15 protein-coding genes are annotated in these 15821 nt (G+C 59.5%); 8 read left to right on the plus strand and 7 right to left on the minus strand.

The window, feature by feature from the left end; all coding sequences use genetic code 11:
• Nucleotides 1–93: 93 nt before the first annotated feature.
• The 4 genes from MHI61_RS23190 to MHI61_RS23205 all read left to right on the plus strand — a co-directional run bounded on the left by MHI61_RS23190 (nucleotide 94) and on the right by MHI61_RS23205 (nucleotide 4999).
• Complete coding sequence (locus MHI61_RS23190; protein ID WP_239790717.1) at nucleotides 94–945, plus strand: alpha/beta hydrolase; 852 nt, start codon at nucleotides 94–96, stop codon at nucleotides 943–945.
• Between the two features lie 150 nt (nucleotides 946–1095).
• The gene (gene rpsO / locus MHI61_RS23195) at nucleotides 1096–1365 is read left to right on the plus strand and encodes a 30S ribosomal protein S15 (protein WP_009997779.1); all 270 of its coding nucleotides are present in this window, start codon (nucleotides 1096–1098) and stop codon (nucleotides 1363–1365) included.
• Between the two features lie 348 nt (nucleotides 1366–1713).
• Nucleotides 1714–3852, plus strand: a complete 2139-nt coding sequence (gene pnp / locus MHI61_RS23200) for a polyribonucleotide nucleotidyltransferase (RefSeq protein ID WP_239790719.1) — start codon at nucleotides 1714–1716, stop codon at nucleotides 3850–3852.
• Between the two features lie 130 nt (nucleotides 3853–3982).
• Nucleotides 3983–4999: a class I SAM-dependent methyltransferase gene (locus MHI61_RS23205; RefSeq protein ID WP_239790721.1), complete on the plus strand. Its 1017-nt coding sequence runs from the start codon at nucleotides 3983–3985 to the stop codon at nucleotides 4997–4999.
• Nucleotides 5000–5093: 94 nt separating this feature from the next.
• On the opposite strand, the gene fabI is transcribed toward MHI61_RS23205, so the two are convergent.
• From fabI to fabA, 3 genes are read right to left on the minus strand one after another with little or no spacing between them, the layout of a single operon-like run.
• Nucleotides 5094–5900, minus strand: coding sequence for an enoyl-ACP reductase FabI (gene fabI, locus MHI61_RS23210; protein ID WP_239790722.1), 807 nt, complete (start codon nucleotides 5898–5900; stop codon nucleotides 5094–5096).
• A gap of 4 nt (nucleotides 5901–5904) precedes the next feature.
• Nucleotides 5905–7137, minus strand: a complete 1233-nt coding sequence (fabB, locus tag MHI61_RS23215; RefSeq protein ID WP_097608076.1) for a beta-ketoacyl-ACP synthase I — start codon at nucleotides 7135–7137, stop codon at nucleotides 5905–5907.
• A gap of 45 nt (nucleotides 7138–7182) precedes the next feature.
• Nucleotides 7183–7698: a 3-hydroxyacyl-[acyl-carrier-protein] dehydratase FabA gene (gene fabA, locus MHI61_RS23220; RefSeq protein ID WP_038686040.1), complete on the minus strand. Its 516-nt coding sequence runs from the start codon at nucleotides 7696–7698 to the stop codon at nucleotides 7183–7185.
• A gap of 299 nt (nucleotides 7699–7997) precedes the next feature.
• Here fabA and irrA point away from each other — a divergent pair, with 299 nt between their 5' ends.
• Complete coding sequence (irrA, locus tag MHI61_RS23225) at nucleotides 7998–8417, plus strand: iron response transcriptional regulator IrrA (protein WP_038692124.1); 420 nt, start codon at nucleotides 7998–8000, stop codon at nucleotides 8415–8417.
• A 122-nt stretch (nucleotides 8418–8539) separates the two neighbouring features.
• Here irrA and MHI61_RS23230 read toward each other — a convergent pair whose 3' ends face one another.
• Entirely contained in the window at nucleotides 8540–9175 is a 636-nt protein-coding gene (locus MHI61_RS23230) for a trimeric intracellular cation channel family protein (RefSeq protein ID WP_097665702.1), read from the minus strand.
• Nucleotides 9176–9289: 114 nt separating this feature from the next.
• Between MHI61_RS23230 and MHI61_RS23235 the strand changes: the two genes are divergently transcribed.
• Nucleotides 9290–9763, plus strand: coding sequence for a hypothetical protein (locus MHI61_RS23235; protein ID WP_239790724.1), 474 nt, complete (start codon nucleotides 9290–9292; stop codon nucleotides 9761–9763).
• Nucleotide 9764: 1 nt separating this feature from the next.
• Here MHI61_RS23235 and MHI61_RS23240 read toward each other — a convergent pair whose 3' ends face one another.
• The 3 genes from MHI61_RS23240 to MHI61_RS23250 form a co-directional block, all read right to left on the minus strand.
• A complete protein-coding gene (locus MHI61_RS23240) occupies nucleotides 9765–10553 on the minus strand; it encodes a YdcF family protein (protein WP_239790725.1) in 789 nt (262 codons plus the stop codon).
• A 68-nt stretch (nucleotides 10554–10621) separates the two neighbouring features.
• Nucleotides 10622–11344 (minus strand): YoaK family protein, encoded by a 723-nt coding sequence (locus tag MHI61_RS23245; RefSeq protein ID WP_239790727.1) that lies wholly within the window; start codon nucleotides 11342–11344, stop codon nucleotides 10622–10624.
• 233 nt (nucleotides 11345–11577) lie between these two features.
• Nucleotides 11578–12219, minus strand: coding sequence for a hypothetical protein (locus tag MHI61_RS23250; RefSeq protein ID WP_239790728.1), 642 nt, complete (start codon nucleotides 12217–12219; stop codon nucleotides 11578–11580).
• Between the two features lie 568 nt (nucleotides 12220–12787).
• On the opposite strand from MHI61_RS23250, the gene MHI61_RS23255 reads away from it, so the two are divergent.
• Both MHI61_RS23255 and MHI61_RS23260 read left to right on the plus strand, forming a co-directional pair.
• Nucleotides 12788–14656: a DUF3696 domain-containing protein gene (locus tag MHI61_RS23255; RefSeq protein WP_239790729.1), complete on the plus strand. Its 1869-nt coding sequence runs from the start codon at nucleotides 12788–12790 to the stop codon at nucleotides 14654–14656.
• Nucleotides 14656–15732 carry a hypothetical protein gene (locus tag MHI61_RS23260; protein WP_239790731.1) on the plus strand — a complete coding sequence of 359 codons (1077 nt, stop codon included), beginning with the start codon at nucleotides 14656–14658 and terminating at the stop codon, nucleotides 15730–15732. Before MHI61_RS23255 ends, MHI61_RS23260 begins: the two co-directional genes overlap by 1 nt.
• Nucleotides 15733–15821 lie beyond the last annotated feature (89 nt).

Below are 15821 nucleotides of genomic sequence, written 5' to 3' on the forward strand. Positions count from 1 at the left end.
GTACAGCTGACGGTTGCCAGACGATCGCGATGCGATATCTTCCTTTCGTGGCCGTAACGGCCCGAGGGGCCATGGTGGCCCGAGGGGAAAATTATGCGCGCAATCGCAATTGGAATACTGACGTTCTTTTCGCTGTTCCTGACCGTCGCCGGCGCGCAATCCGGCGAGCGCTGGGCCGGGCTCCCGGCTTTTCCTGCCATGCCGGCGCCGAAGGTGAGCGGCATGGCTGATGTTAACGACATCAGGATGTATTATGCCGAATATGGCGAAGGCGATCCGATCCTCTTCATCCATGGCGGTCTTGGCAATACCGGCGTCTGGGGTCGCCAGATCGCCGAATTCGCCAGAGATCATCTGGTCATCGTTGCCGATAGCCGCGGTCACGGCCGCTCGACGCGCAGCCAGCAGCCTTTCGGCTACGATCTGATGACATCGGACTATGTCGCCCTGCTCGACTATCTGAAGATCGACAAGGTGACGCTCGTCGGGTGGTCGGACGGCGGCATCATCGGCATCGACATGGCGATGAGATATCCGGAAAAGCTGACGCGGGTCATTGCCCAGGCTGCCAATGTCACCACGGACGGCGTCAAGCCGGACGTCTTGAGCAACAAGACCTTCAACGAATACATCCGCGTCGCCGGCGAACAATACCGGAAGCTGTCGCCGACACCGAACGAATACGACGCCTTCGTTACGCAGATTTCGCAGATGTGGGCGACGCAGCCGAACTGGACGGCGACGGAGCTTGGCAAGATCGCGCTGCCGGTCACGCTTGCCATCGGTGATCATGATGAGGCCGTAGAGCTCGATCATACCGAGATGATGGCGAAAGAAATTCCGGGCGCAAAGCTCGTCATCCTGAAGGACGCCAGCCACTTCGCCATGCTGCAGGATCCTGCAGGCTATAACGCGATGATTCGGGGCGCCATGACGGGCCGCTGAAAGCTGCTGCGGGGCTCCCTCTTTCCATCGCTGCTTATTTGGTTTATAGGCAGCGCCAGCATCGGGCACGCTCGATTGCATTCGCGGCCAAAGCTGGACGGCATCCCGGCTTTTGGCGACTTCTTCTCCTCTCATAGAAAGGACCATCCGATGTCGATCACTGCTGAGCGCAAGGCTGCGCTGATCAAGGAATACGCAACCGCCGAAGGCGATACCGGTTCGCCGGAAGTCCAGGTCGCGATCCTGACCGAGCGCATTAACAACCTGACCGAACACTTCAAGGACCACAAGAAGGATAACCATTCCCGCCGTGGCCTGCTGACGATGGTTTCGAGCCGCCGCTCGCTTCTTGATTATCTCAAGAAGAAGGATGAAGGCCGCTACTCCAAGCTGATCAACAGCCTGGGTATCCGCCGCTAAGATTGTCCGGCGGGCGCTTTCGAGCGTCCGCCGGATCTGTTTCGGGACGATGTTCCGATGAAATGTTCCGGCCGCGCCCTATCTCAAGCGGAGGAACGACCGGCGGACCCGGATGGGCCGGTTCTGCCAAACCAACCGCTGACCTGTCATGGGGCAGGATTGCCGGATGCTTTCGGCCAGAGCTTCTCGAAGCTTTGGCCCGATTTCCCGGGGACAAGGGTTCCTGAGGAAGCTGAGACGAAAAGCCTCCCGTTGTCTTGCCCGTGATACGTCGCATTGATTGCGGTCGACTGTGCGCTGCGCCCTGATATCGGCGATGGCGCGTGCTCCCGCATTGAAGGACAAGATATGTTTGATACACACACCGTGGAAATCGAGTGGGCCGGCCGCCCGCTGAAACTTGAAACCGGCAAGATCGCCCGTCAGGCCGACGGCGCCGTTCTCGCCACCTACGGCGAAACCGTCGTTCTCGCCACCGTCGTTTCGGCCAAGGCACCGAAGCCCGGCCAGGACTTCTTCCCGCTGACCGTCAACTACCAGGAAAAGACCTACGCAGCCGGCAAGATCCCCGGCGGCTATTTCAAGCGCGAGGGACGCCCGAGCGAAAACGAGACGCTCGTTTCCCGCCTGATCGACCGCCCGATCCGCCCGCTCTTCCCGGAAGGCTACAAGAACGACACGCAGGTCGTCGTCACCGTCATCCAGCACGACCTTGAAAACAACCCCGACATCCTGTCGATGGTCGCGACCTCGGCAGCGCTGACGCTCTCCGGCGTTCCCTTCATGGGCCCGGTCGGCGGTGCGCGCGTCGGCTACATCAATGGCGAATATGTTCTTAACCCGCATCTCGACGAGATGGACGAGTCGAGCCTCGACCTCGTCGTCGCCGGCACCTACGACGCCGTGCTGATGGTCGAATCCGAAGCCAAGGAACTGCCCGAGGACGTCATGCTCGGCGCCGTCATGTTCGGCCACAGGGGTTTCCAACCGGTTCTCGACGCGATCATCAAGCTCGCCGAAGTTGCCGCCAAGGAGCCGCGCGACTTCCAGCCGGAAGACTATTCCGCTCTCGAAACCGAGATGCTCGGCCTTGCCGAAGCTGAACTTCGCCAAGCCTACAAGATCACTCAGAAGGCCGACCGCTACGCCGCCGTCGACGCCGTCAAGGCGAAGGTGAAGGCCCACTTCCTCCCCGAGGAAGGCGAAGCCCGCTACACGGCCGAGGAAGTCGGCGCGATCTTCAAGCACCTGCAGGCCAAGATTGTCCGCTGGAACATTCTCGACACCAAGAGCCGTATCGACGGCCGCGACCTCGAAACCGTTCGTCCGATCGTTTCGGAAGTCGGGCTTCTGCCGCGCACCCATGGTTCGGCGCTGTTCACCCGAGGCGAAACCCAGGCGATCGTCGTTGCCACGCTCGGCACCGGCGAAGACGAACAATATGTCGACAGCCTGACGGGCATGTACAAGGAGCGCTTCCTGCTCCATTACAACTTCCCGCCCTACTCCGTCGGCGAGACCGGCCGCATGGGCTCCCCGGGCCGCCGCGAAATCGGCCACGGCAAGCTCGCATGGCGCGCGATCCGTCCGATGCTGCCGTCGGCCGAGCAGTTCCCCTACACGCTGCGCGTCGTCTCCGAGATCACCGAGTTGAACGGCTCGTCCTCGATGGCGACCGTCTGCGGCACCTCGCTCGCTCTGATGGACGCCGGCGTTCCGCTGGCCAAGCCGGTTGCCGGTATCGCCATGGGCCTCATCCTCGAAGGTGATCGCTTCGCTGTTCTCTCCGACATCCTCGGTGACGAAGACCACCTCGGAGACATGGACTTCAAGGTTGCAGGTACGGCCGACGGCATCACCTCGCTGCAGATGGACATCAAGATCGCCGGTATCACCGAAGAGATCATGAAGGTCGCGCTCAGCCAGGCCCAGGGCGGCCGCACCCACATTCTCGGTGAAATGTCCAAGGCGATCACCGAAAGCCGCGGCCAGCTCGGCGAATTCGCTCCGCGCATCGAAGTCATGAACATTCCGGTCGACAAGATCCGCGAAGTCATCGGCTCCGGCGGCAAGGTCATCCGCGAAATCGTCGAAAAGACCGGTGCGAAGATCAACATCGAGGACGACGGCACCGTCAAGATCGCCTCCTCTTCCGGCAAGGAAATCGAAGCGGCCCGCAAGTGGATCCACTCGATCGTTGCCGAGCCTGAAATCGGCCAGATCTACGAAGGCACTGTTGTCAAGACCGCCGACTTCGGCGCCTTCGTCAACTTCTTCGGCGCCCGCGACGGCCTCGTCCATATCTCGCAGCTCGCTTCCGAGCGTGTTGCCAAGACGCAGGACGTCGTCAAGGAAGGCGACAAGGTCTGGGTCAAGCTGCTCGGCTTCGACGAACGCGGCAAGGTTCGCCTGTCGATGAAGGTCGTCGACCAGGCCACCGGCCAGGAGATCGCGAACGAGAAGAAGAAGGAAGAAGCGGCCGAATAAGCCGCGTCTCCCAGATTTAATTCCGGGCGCGGGAATCTTCCGCGCCCTTTTTGTATCCTGGTTTTGCGCATGTCGTGGTCGCAAAACCGCTGCACAATTTTGCCCGACACGCTTTAACGAGACGAGACCCATGAGCCGCGAGACGCTGAAGACCCTGTTCCATCCCTTTGCCAGCGGCACAGTCGAGGCGCCCGGCGAGGGCGAGCGCGTGCTCTTTCTCGGCGCCGAGGCAGGCTTTCAGCTGCCCGAGGGCTTTGCCGCCTCGCTCAGCGCCGTCCAGGGCTTCCGGCCGCTCTTCCGGCAGCTTCTGGCGCAGCGGATCGACGCAAAGCCGGAGATCGACGGCGAGGATTATGACGCGGCACTCGTGCTCTGCACCAAGCACAAGGGCGAGAACGAGGCCAATCTCGCCGCCGCGATCGCCCGCACGCGGGCGGGCGGCCTGATCGTCGTTGCCGGGGCCAAGGAAGACGGCATCCAGCCGCTGCGCAAGCGCCTGGAAGGGTTCGGCCTCGCCATCGACCATATGCCGAAATATCACGGCGTCGCCTTCTGGTTCGGCCGGCCGGCCGATGCCGGCGAGATCGTTTCCAAGCTGGCGAAAGCGCCGGTGCGCGTCGACGACCGCTTCCATGCGACAGCAGGCATGTTCTCGCATGACCGCGTCGATGCCGGATCGGAGCTGCTCGCCTCGCGCCTGCCGCAGGATTTTACCGGCGACGTCGCCGATTTCGGCGCCGGATGGGGTTATCTCTCTGTCGAGATGGCGCAGAGATCGCGTGGACTGGGGCGCCTTGACCTCTACGAGGCCAATCACGCGGCCCTGGAGGCTGCGCGGGACAATATGGCGGAGAACTGCCCGAACGCGCCTGCGCGCTTCTTCTGGCACGACCTGGCGGGCGAGCCGGTCAAGGACAAGTACGACCTCGTCATCATGAACCCCCCCTTCCATGAGGGCCACGCCGCCGAACCGTCGCTCGGCCAGGCGATGATCAAGACCGCCGCAACCGCCCTTCGCGGCGGCGGCCGACTGCTGCTGGTCGCCAATCGCGGCCTGCCCTACGAGCCGGTTCTGGCGGCGGAATTCAGGGAAAGCGGCGAAACCTGCCGCAATGCCCGCTTCAAGGTGCTGTGGGCGAAGAAATAAGGCTCAGGCGTCGTCGAAGCGATCTCCCCATCACGAAAACAAAAAGGCCGTGCGCAGGCTCTGCGCACGGCCTTTGAATTTCGATGAGCGGCGTCTACTCGACGTCTGCCCTGCGCAGCGTATCCAGCGTCGGCATCGAGGTGACGTTGAAGCCGGCGTCGACGAAGTGAATCTCGCCGGTGACGCCGGCGGAAAGATCCGAGAGCAGGTAGAGCGCCGAATTGCCGACCTGATCGATGGTCACGGTCTTGCGCAGCGGCGCATTGCGCTGGTTCCAGGAGAGGATTGCGCGCGCATCGGAGATGCCGGCGCCGGCGAGCGTGCGGATCGGCCCGGCGGATATGGCGTTGACGCGGATGCCGCGCGGGCCGTAATCGGCGGCGAGATAGCGCACCGAAGCCTCGAGCGCTGCCTTGGCGACGCCCATGACGTTGTAGTTCGGGATGACGCGCGTCGAGCCATTGTAGGTCAAGGTCAGCATCGCGCCGCCGTCTTCCATCAACGGCGCGCAGCGCTTGGCGATCTCGGTGAAGGAGAAACAGGAAATGACCATGGTGCGGCTGAAATTCTCGCGCGTCGTATCGGCGTAGAGACCCTTCAGCTCGTTCTTGTCGGAAAAACCGATGGCATGAACGAGGAAATCGAGCTTGCCCCAGCGCTGTTCGATCGCGTCGACCAGGCTATCGACCGAAGCGATGTCCTCGACGTCGCAGGGGAGCACGAAATCCGACCCGACTTCGGCGGCAAGCGGCTTGACGCGCTTGCCGAGCGCCTCGCCCTGATAGGTGAAGGCGAGGTCCGCACCCTGTGCGGCGAGGGCCTTCGAAATTCCCCAGGCGATCGAGTGGTTATTGGCGACGCCCATGACGAGGCCGCGCTTACCCTGCATGATTCCAGTCATATTATTATCCGTTATGGCGCTGGAAGACGAGCGTGGCGTTCGTCCCGCCGAAGCCGAAGGAGTTGGAGAGGGCGATATCGATCTTCGCATTGTCGATACGCTCGCGCACGATCGGCACGCCTTCGAATTCGGGGTCGAGCTCGCTGATATGGGCGCTCTCGCCGATGAAGCCTTGCTGCATCATCAGCAGGGAATAGATCGATTCCTGCACGCCGGCCGCACCCAGCGAATGGCCCGTCAGCGACTTGGTCGACTGGATATGCGGGATCCTGGCGCCGAACACCTCGCGGATGGCGCCGATTTCCTTGCTGTCGCCGACCGGCGTCGACGTGCCGTGGGTGTTGATATAGTCGACGTCGCCTTTGACTGTCGAAAGCGCCTGGCGCATGCAGCGGATTGCGCCCTCGCCCGAAGGAGCGACCATGTCGTAACCATCAGAGGTGGCGCCGTAGCCGACTATTTCGGCGTAGATCTTGGCGCCGCGGGCCTTGGCGCGCTCGAGCTCCTCGAGCACCAGCACGCCGGCGCCGCCGGCGATGACGAAGCCGTCGCGGTTGACGTCATAGGCGCGCGAGGCGCTGTCGGGCGTGTCGTTGTACTTGGAGGACATGGCGCCCATGGCATCGAAGAGATTGGACATCGTCCAGTCGAGATCCTCGTGGCCGCCGGCAAACATCACGTCCTGCTTGCCCCACTGGATCATCTCGGCGGCGTTGCCGATGCAGTGCGCCGAGGTCGAGCAGGCCGACGAGATCGAATAATTGACGCCGTGAATCTTGAACCAGGTGGCGAGCGTGGCGGAGGCGGTCGAAGACATCGCCTTCGGTACGGCGAAGGGGCCGATGCGCTTCGGGCTGTTGTTCTTGACGGTGATGTCGGCCGCTTCGATGAGGGTGCGGGTGGACGGACCGCCGGATCCCATGATGATGCCGGCGCGTTCGTTCTGCGCGTAGTCCGTCTCTTCCAGACCGGAATCGGCGATCGCCTGCTTCATGGCGACATGATTCCAGGCGCCGCCCTGCGACAAGAAGCGCATGGCGCGGCGATCGACCAGCTCGGCAAGTTCCGCCGGGCCAAGCTTCGGGCTGCCCCAGACCTGGCACTTGAAGCCGTGCTCGGCGAAATCGTTGGAAAAGGAAATACCCGACTTTGCCTGGCGCAAGGATTCGGTGACTTCGGCCGCGTCGCTTCCGATCGAGGAAACGATACCCAGACCCGTGACAACTACCCGTCTCATCTGATCAAACCTTTGTTGTTTTCGTCAGCCGCTCGAAATGCGGTTTCAGGCGGTCTTGTCTTTCGATAGACCGACACGAAGATCGGCCGCCTGGTATATGGTCTCGCCGTCTGCCTTCAGCCAGCCGTCGGCCGTGCCGAGCACGAGGCGGCCGCGCATGACGCGCTTGAAGTCGATGCCGTATTCGATGAGTTTCGTCTGCGGCCGCACCATGCCCTTGAATTTCACTTCGCCTGTCGAAAGCGCCATGCCGCGGCCTTCCTCGCCGAGCCAGCCGAGGAAGAAGCCGGTCAGCTGCCACATGCCGTCGAGACCGAGGCAGCCCGGCATGATCGGATTGCCTTCGAAATGGCAGGGAAAATACCAGTCGTCGGGGCGTACGTCGTATTCGGCCCTCAGATAGCCCTTGTCGAAGGCGCCGCCGGTTTCGGAAATTTCCGTGATGCGGTGAACCATCAGCATGGGCGGCAGCGGCAGCTGCGCATTGCCGGGGCCGAACAGCTTGCCATGAGCGCAAGCGATGAGTTCTTCATACGAGAAGCTGGACTGTCTGGTTGTCATAAATTTCTTTTTCCCCCGCGTGAAGCCGATGGATGTGAACGTGTAGTCCAAGTTCTTCAGAAAATGAAGCACAAGCAAGGCAGCTTCTTTCCTCGCCCCGGACCAGGCCTACGCCATTATTTGGTGGTCGCATACAGGAAGGCCAGGGCCGCGACCAGACCTATTTGCGTCAAAAGCCCGTTTTTGCCGCGTTTATCAGGCTCCTGTCCCCATTGAACTATTGAAAGGCTCCAATGCAAAAGTTATACCGCTTTAAGAAACATGATTGCTTTATGCAGGAATAACCGGAGTTGGTTTTGATGACGGGTGCACTCCCGATCGCAATAGAGGTAAGGCTGCGTGGCGCAGGCTTGCGTCCCACCCGCCAGCGCGTCGCGCTCGGCGACCTCCTGTTTGCCAAGGGCGACCGACATCTGACCGTCGAGGAACTGCATGAGGAGGCGGTTGCCGCCGGCGTGCCTGTTTCGCTGGCGACCGTCTACAACACGCTGCACCAGTTCACCGAGGCCGGCCTGATCCGCGTCCTCGCCGTGGAGAGCGCCAAGACCTATTTCGACACCAATGTTTCCGACCACCATCATTTCTTCGTCGAAGGCGAAAACGAGGTGCTCGACATTCCCGTCAGCAACCTGACCATCGCCAATCTGCCGGAGCCGCCCGAGGGCATGGAGATCGCCCATGTCGACGTGGTGATCCGCCTGCGGGCCAAGCGGGGCTGACGGCGCCCCAGAACAGGATGATTTTAGGTCGGTCGACCTAAAATCATCCTGTTCTAGTTTAAATGGCTAGAGCATGATGTCATCCGAAAACCGCTTACACTTTTCGGCATCATGCTCGGTCTCTACATGACATCGTCGGGATGCCGGCCCGGCTTGTGCTTGTAGATCGGGAAGGTCCAGCCGAACCACAGCGCTCCGCCGCGAACGGCAAAGGCGGCTGCGACGCCACAGCCCGAGGCGAGATAAAGCGGCATCCCCAGCCCATTGGCAAGCGTGAACACGCCGGCGCCGATAAGGGCTGCCGTCACATAGATTTCCGGCCTGAGCAGCACCGAAGGCTCGTTTGCCATCAGATCGCGCAGGATGCCGCCGAAGGTTGCCGTCAGCGTACCGGTGACGATGGCGATGGTCGGCGAGCCGGTGGCGGCAAGTCCCTTGGCGGCGCCGAGCACGCAATAGGCGGCCAGACCGATCGCATCCAGCCAGATCAGCAGGCGATAGCGCGATTCCAGCAGGTGAGCGGTGAAGAAAACGATGACGCCCATGATGCAGCAGACGAGGATATAGCCGGGGTTCAGCACCCAGAAGACCGGCACGCGCCCGAGGACGATATCGCGCACGGTGCCGCCGCCGGTTCCCGTCACCATGGCGAAAAACAGAAAGCCGATCAGATCCAGCTGCTTGCGCGAGGCGGCGAGCGCGCCTGTCGCGGCAAACAGCGCAATGCCGGCATAATCGAGATAGACGAGCAAGGACATGCGGACCCCGGAGCCGGCGAACAGTTTCCGGAAAGAACCACGGCGGCAAGGGCGGCGCAAGGCGGGGCGGCCATAAAGCGAGCTGATAGAGCTTTATCCAAATGAGGAAAGCCCGTGAAAACGCTGGTGCTCGCCGTTCTGAATGTTCTCCTGCTGCTCGTCATGCCGGCTGCGGCCCTCGGCCAGCAATCGCTGATCTCCGACCCGGAGATCTACGAGAAGAAGCATTTCCAGGAGCAGTGCAAGGCGGCCGAATTCGCCGACGGCTTTATCACCCGGCAGGACATCAACAATGACGGGCTGATCGACGCGGTGGTCAACGAAGGCCTGCTCACCTGCGACGGGCAGAAGGGGCCGCAATGCAATGACGACGGCTGCACCTATAATTTCTATCTGCAGGTCGCCGAAGGCGGCTATTTCATGATCGCGACGGCGCAGATCTACGGCTACGACTTCGTCCAGCGCTTCGGCAACATGGTGCTGGCGATGAAGATGCATCCGCGGTTCTGCGACCGCACCGAAGGTGACCCCTGCATCGTGACGGCGCGCGTGCGCGGCACGAAATTCGTCACCATCTCGAAGAAGTGACTCAGCGGGGATAGAGCTCCGACGTTCGGCCGGCGAGGTAATAGCCGACCAGGCCGTACCATTCGCGGATCGCCGTCGCCATGTTCTGGGCATTGAGGTTCGGCTGGGTGAAATCCAGGCCCGGCCTCACCTGCCCGTCGGTGCGATAATCGGTCGGCCAAGGCACGATATCGATGCCGAGCTTACGGAAGATGCCGACGGAACGCGGCATATGGAAACCCGAGGTGATCAGCAGGCAATGGGAAAGCCCCTGGCCTGCCAGGAATTCCTTGGTGTTGACGGCGTTTTCGAAGGTGGTGCGCGATTGCCGCTCCTCGATCAGCCGATCTTTGCCGATGCCGAACAGCGGGAAGAACCGCTCGGACGCCGCCGCATCGCCTTCGTAAATGCCGGAGATGGAGCCGTCGCCGCCCGAAACGAGAATGCGCGAGTCGGGAAATTTCTGCGCCAGCCGCAGGGCTTCGACGAAGCGGTCGGCGCCGCCGTTGAATTCGATACCGTGGCGGGCCGTGTTCACCTCGTTTTCGAAGGCGCCGCCGAGCACGATCATGCATTGCAGGTTTTCCGGATCGGCGGCAGGCTTTGGAAACCGCTGCTCGAGCCCCTGCATCATGAGGTTGCCGGCCGTGGTGTAGAGCGTGACGAAGAGGATGAGGGCGCCACCGGCTGTCGCAAAAAGACTTAAGGCGCGCCAGCGCAGAATCCCGGCGAGGAGGGCGAAGAAGACAAGAAGGAATGCCAGCGACAACGGCTGGCCCAAAATCCAGACAAGCTTCGAAATCAGGAACAAGATCTACTCCTTGAGGACGGACGGCGATCCTTCCTATCCGATTCGAGGGTAACAGGAATGCGACGCTTCTATTTGCCGCGCGCAGCGGCCGAGGGGTGCGGCGCGAACTTCTGGTTGAAGCGCCGCTGAAGCGGCCGGGGAATGAACATGGCGGCAAGCGCCAGCGCCATGGCAAAGATCGAGACCAGCCACAAGGCATGCGCGCCGGTCAACCGCGTCAGGACAGCGCCGGCGATCGCGCCGAGCACCATGCCGCCCCAGGGCACGATCTGGATCGTCCATTCGATCCGACGATCGCCGATAATCCAGCGGCCGATGCCGCGGCCGAAACGCGACAGCGCGCCCGTGACATAGGTCAGCCCGATCGGCAGACCCTCGATATGTTCGACGGCGGCATTCACCATGCCCATGGAAAAGACGATCATGGAGAAGCGCGCCAGCATCAAACTCTGCCCTGTTGTCATCGAGGCGAGCGCCAGGACGAGACCGACGCAGCCGAGCACCACGAAAATCCGGCGCTGGGAGACATGGGCGATGACAATGCCGGCCGCGTTGCCGAGCACGAAGACGAGAATGGCCGAGATCAGCACCGCCGCGTGAAAAAGATTGCCCTCGCTCAAGGCGAGTGCGGCCCGCGTCGTGTTGCCGGTCATGAAGGAAACGAAATCGCCGGTCAGCAGCAGCCCGGTCGCATCGGTCATGCCGGCCAGAAACGAAATCGAGCCGACGAGGGCGAGCCCCGTCAGGGTGCGTCGGGTACGGATGATACGGCGGCGTCTTGCTCTGGTCATTGCTCAAGGTCCTGAAGTGGAATCACTGAGTTCCGGCAGCAGGATAAATCCTCTTCATTGAGGAATTGGCAAAGACGATCAGAAGAGGGTGAGACCCGACTCGAACCGCAGGACGCGAACTTTGCGGTGGAGACTATCAGATCCCGTCAACCTCAAACTGCCATGCTATTCAATGAGATGAAAAAGCGTGGCTTAGGAGGGACTTACAAGAGCTTGCCCTATTGAGACACTCGCTAGTCGGCACCCATCATTGTCGTGGCATCAACTAAACGAGAGAGGTCCGCGAGCCATAGGCTTGGAAGATAGAAGATGCCGTCCCATGCGGTCACAGGTACAAGGAGCCCGTATCGGCTTACGGAAGCTCCCAGCGCGGACAGCTCTTCTTTACTGTAATTTCCTTCTATCATCTTCTCTGTGAGCACATTCCAGAAATTCTGGTTAAGGCCTTGAGCATCTGACGCAAATGACCGCTCTATGGTTATTGCTTGGCCTATCAACATTAGTTCGTCGCGTGTCATGTGCTCGAGGATGCCTGCCCACCTCTGGAATAGATCACCGCTCAATGTCTTATTCCGCTTTAGCCCGGCGATAACTTGGGCAAGTACCCGAAGATTTTTCCGACTTGCGCCGTCAGCCACGGATTTCGAGTAGCGCAGCAAAATGACAACGAAAGGCTCCATGTCGGCCTCGACATAATCCTCCTTTCCTCGGGATAGCTCTCCAAGACATATGTCGATTGCTTCTTGTCGCCTCTTCGCCAGGTATCCGTCAGCTAACTTGCCAAAGACGCCACCTCCAGGCACCAGCAGCGAAATGAGATCGCCGGCGAAAGCAGCCCCGTAGGTGATGATTTGACTACTGGTTTCGTCTGTCATGGCGCACCAAAGCCCCTTTTGAGCACAACCAAGACTAGCCGCGGCGACTACATCCCGCAACCGGTTGCTTGCCCATATGGCAGCCTTAAGCGTGGGGTGTGCGGCATTTCCTCCGCGAAAAGGGGCCCCATCCAGCCCCACCGGGGGAAATCGCGCGGTCGCTGGCACATAGGTGACCTCTCACATGCGCGATACTAAGATTATAGGGAATTCTCGTTGCAGCACACGCGCATTCAGGAGGTTTTTACGGCCGTCTTTGCCAAATCTTCGCTCAACAGCCTGAGGGCACCGGAACTTGCTCCAACCCCCGGTTTCACATCAAGGGTGACCATCGATCTCCTGCTCTTCGCCAAAAGCTCGTAGATACCGAAGCTGCAGCCGCTTTTTGCATGCTCCGACACGCCGAGCTTCGTCTTAAATGCGAGGTGTTTTGACGGAGGGAGAGCCGATAAGCTCTTGGATATACCTTCTCGAGGCGTACTCTCATATTGCGGAGGACTTGCAGGTTGGGTGTCGATCGACAATAAGTTGTCCATGTGCATATTGCCATTTTTGGTCGCGGGGGAAAATGATTAAGCGCTGGTACATTAAGAACTTTAAGTCCTTCCGAGACGCTGCACCGCTGGAAATGTCCCGGATTAATGTGCTTGCTGGGGCGAATAGCAGTGGCAAAAGTAGCATTATCCAGAGCATTCTGTTGCTCAAGCAGACTGTTCAGTATGGGGCCCGGTCGCGGCCTATCGCGTTCAACGGCCCACTGCTCCGCCTAGGGGATTTTCGTGATGTGCGAAACCGCGACGCTGTTGGCGAGCCGTTGATACTTGGTTTCGATCTCGACTTCAGCGGTTTCTCTGGTGACCGCTCTGCCCCGTGGCGGAGGCGCTCTGGTGGTACCTTCCTACACCAAAATCAAACGTGGGATTCTCTGTCGCTGCAACTGACGTACAGTCATCGTGATGAATTGTTCGAAGCTGACTACAACGTGCCGGACCCCCGCCTATCAAAGCAGAGCACAGACCTGTCAAAAGTCTCTTTGAGTGTCAGTATGCATACTGAAAGCGAGAGTAGCGACGTCTTCATGCTCATGGAGAAGCTGGGTGGGGAGACCGGCGAAGCTGAACCTCAGCGTCCGCAGCTCGAGCTTTATAACGTATCATTGGACGAGGATAGCAAGTTAGAGGTCTCAACCGACAAGCCTGACGCCCAGATCCGGGGAACCCTCCTGTGGCACTTCCTTCCGGCGTGGACCGCAGTGTCTTACAATAGAGCCGCTAAGAAAATTATTGACACGATTGAGTTCATTTTCACTGAGCGATCAATGCTGACTATGATTTCGCCCGACGTGGGTGAGGAGAGGGTTTCTCCCAATGTCATCGCCGTGGTCAATGATTGGCTGCTGGAACGAGGGGCAGAAATCGTCACAGAAGGTGGCGGACCAATCACCGCGAAACGTCTTAAAAATCACCTCAAGCCTCACCTTGGCGAGAGGAACCTTCTGAACTGGCAGCGCTCTGATGAATTCGCGGGAGACACCGGCAGGTTTCGGCAGCGACTTTTAAGTGTAATGCTCAAAGAAACACCTCCGAGCTATGACATAGAATTCGAGCAGCCGCGCACTATTCGAAACGCGACGGAATACCTTCGGGAGTTCTTGACGCAGGGCGTTCGCTATCTAGGTCCGCTTCGCGACGCACCGCGACCGGTTTACCCAGTTGAGGCGCTCGAAAATCCAACTGACGTTGGGTATCGCGGGGAACATACTGCCGCTGTGTTAGATTTGAACGGCAGCAACATAATAGCCTACCGCAGTCCGCCGGAACCATCGAAGCAAGACTATGCCGCCACGTCGACTTTGCGGCACAATACGTTGATTTCTGCGGTGAAAGAGTGGCTCAGCTATCTTGGCGTAGCGGAAGACGTGCAGACAACTGATGCTGGTGTATTTGGAAATCAGCTCCAGGTTTCGACCGACACGTCGGGCCGTATGGACCATCTCACAAATGTCGGCGTAGGTGTCAGCCAAGTTTTGCCATTGGTAGTCACCGCGCTACTCGCACAGCCTGGCAACCTCCTCATATTCGAGCAACCTGAGCTCCATCTTCACCCGCGTGTGCAGGCACGGCTAGCTGATTTCTTTTTGGCCCTTGCTCTCGACGGCAAACAGATATTGCTGGAGACCCATAGCGAGTATCTCGTTGATCGTTTTCGACTTCGTATTGCGCAGTCCGATTCCGACACCATCCGGCCATTGGTTAACATGATGTTTTCAGAGAAAAAAGCCGGCACCAGTACATTGACGCCCATTCAAATTAGCGAGTTCGGTGCGATTACAAATTGGCCAAAAGACTTCTTTGAGCAGTCACAGCAAGATGTTGGGCAGATCCTGAAGGCTGCCGCTTCCAAACGGAAACACCGTACGACGGAATCTAGTCACTGATGGAATACGTATACCTTGATACTGCGCTTCTTGCTGTGCCAAACTACGCTATCGACGGGAACAGCGCTCAAGAGTTGATAGATCGCGTTCTGCACTTTTCTGATGTTGCGTCGGCGCCGAGTGACATACCTCTGCGATTGGTGATCAGCAGTATGACAGAGGATACCCTGTGGAGCGTTCATCATGGCCCGGAGCGCGACCAAATAGCTGAATTCATGGATCTGATGGAGATATCAGACTATTACTCGGCGAATGATCTGCTGAGAAGTTACAACACAATTCTCGACCGCGCTTCCAGGTCCGCAGACCTATGTGGCGTCGAGATTACCGCTTTCAACAATTTCTCAGTTGATCCTCAATTGGATCAAGCGCTCGCGCCAGCTAACCTTGCGAATGAGACACAGCGAATATTGCTCAACGTCGCGGTCCTTAACCAACTAGAAGGGGGCTGGTCGGTCGGGTCCTCACTAAGCGGCGGCACTTGTACACTCTACGAGGTTGGTGCTGACGTAACGGACGCGACTGGCGCTCAGGCGGAAATGGCGGGAGAACTCCCTAGTAGACATGTCGGAGGTGCGTACCTAGTGCCGAGAGTCGATGCCCTGGCCGGATCAGCGGAGCAAGTCTGGACCCGAGCCAGTAGCGACCAGGAAATACATTTTGCGATTACGCTCGGGGCAATCGCCTTGCGCAGGGCGGCTGGGCTGAATTCCGAATTGAGCAGCCTCAAGCGCTTTCGCTTGGGACCACTTCTCGTTGATAGCCTGACTGAGCACGGCTGCTGTGGTGGCGGTAAGTTTTCCTCCGCAACCCGCCTTTTGCTTACGCAACTGGTTGCCGGGCTTTGTGGTAGGGAAGTCGGCACGTTCGGTCGACCACAACAGAAAGTGCGTAACTTTGATGGCGCGAAGGCGTCTAGGGTCCATCTTACTGAAGGCAAATTGGGATTAAGACTAATGTTCTGGACAGTTGGCGAAGATATTGAGTTTGCTAACATCGGCGTGAAAAAGGCATTAGAGATCGCGGTCGGCGCGAAGGATGACTTTATCGAACTGGACCTAGTAAAGGTGCTGTAGCCAGCGACCAAGGCGAAGTCCTCTAGCGCATCGTTTCACCAGCGGGACGGCTAGAGGGCATCAGGGGCAAGCCTCGCCTCCGCTTCTAT

It is taken from the genome of Rhizobium sp. K102 (genome assembly GCF_022385315.1).
GTDB classification, from domain to species: domain Bacteria; phylum Pseudomonadota; class Alphaproteobacteria; order Rhizobiales; family Rhizobiaceae; genus Rhizobium; species Rhizobium croatiense.

Excerpts from the sequence above, each read along its gene's own strand:
- MHI61_RS23190 (WP_239790717.1), top strand. The coding sequence starts at position 94 with ATGCGCGCAATCGCAATTGGAATACTGACGTTCTTTTCGCTGTTCCTG.
- rpsO (WP_009997779.1), top strand. The coding sequence starts at position 1,096 with ATGTCGATCACTGCTGAGCGCAAGGCTGCGCTGATCAAGGAATACGCA.
- pnp (WP_239790719.1), top strand. The coding sequence starts at position 1,714 with ATGTTTGATACACACACCGTGGAAATCGAGTGGGCCGGCCGCCCGCTG.
- MHI61_RS23205 (WP_239790721.1), top strand. The coding sequence starts at position 3,983 with ATGAGCCGCGAGACGCTGAAGACCCTGTTCCATCCCTTTGCCAGCGGC.
- fabI (WP_239790722.1), bottom strand. The coding sequence starts at position 5,900 with ATGACTGGAATCATGCAGGGTAAGCGCGGCCTCGTCATGGGCGTCGCC.
- fabB (WP_097608076.1), bottom strand. The coding sequence starts at position 7,137 with ATGAGACGGGTAGTTGTCACGGGTCTGGGTATCGTTTCCTCGATCGGA.
- fabA (WP_038686040.1), bottom strand. The coding sequence starts at position 7,698 with ATGACAACCAGACAGTCCAGCTTCTCGTATGAAGAACTCATCGCTTGC.
- irrA (WP_038692124.1), top strand. The coding sequence starts at position 7,998 with ATGACGGGTGCACTCCCGATCGCAATAGAGGTAAGGCTGCGTGGCGCA.
- MHI61_RS23230 (WP_097665702.1), bottom strand. The coding sequence starts at position 9,175 with ATGTCCTTGCTCGTCTATCTCGATTATGCCGGCATTGCGCTGTTTGCC.
- MHI61_RS23245 (WP_239790727.1), bottom strand. The coding sequence starts at position 11,344 with ATGACCAGAGCAAGACGCCGCCGTATCATCCGTACCCGACGCACCCTG.
- MHI61_RS23250 (WP_239790728.1), bottom strand. The coding sequence starts at position 12,219 with ATGACAGACGAAACCAGTAGTCAAATCATCACCTACGGGGCTGCTTTC.
- MHI61_RS23255 (WP_239790729.1), top strand. The coding sequence starts at position 12,788 with ATGATTAAGCGCTGGTACATTAAGAACTTTAAGTCCTTCCGAGACGCT.
- MHI61_RS23260 (WP_239790731.1), top strand. The coding sequence starts at position 14,656 with ATGGAATACGTATACCTTGATACTGCGCTTCTTGCTGTGCCAAACTAC.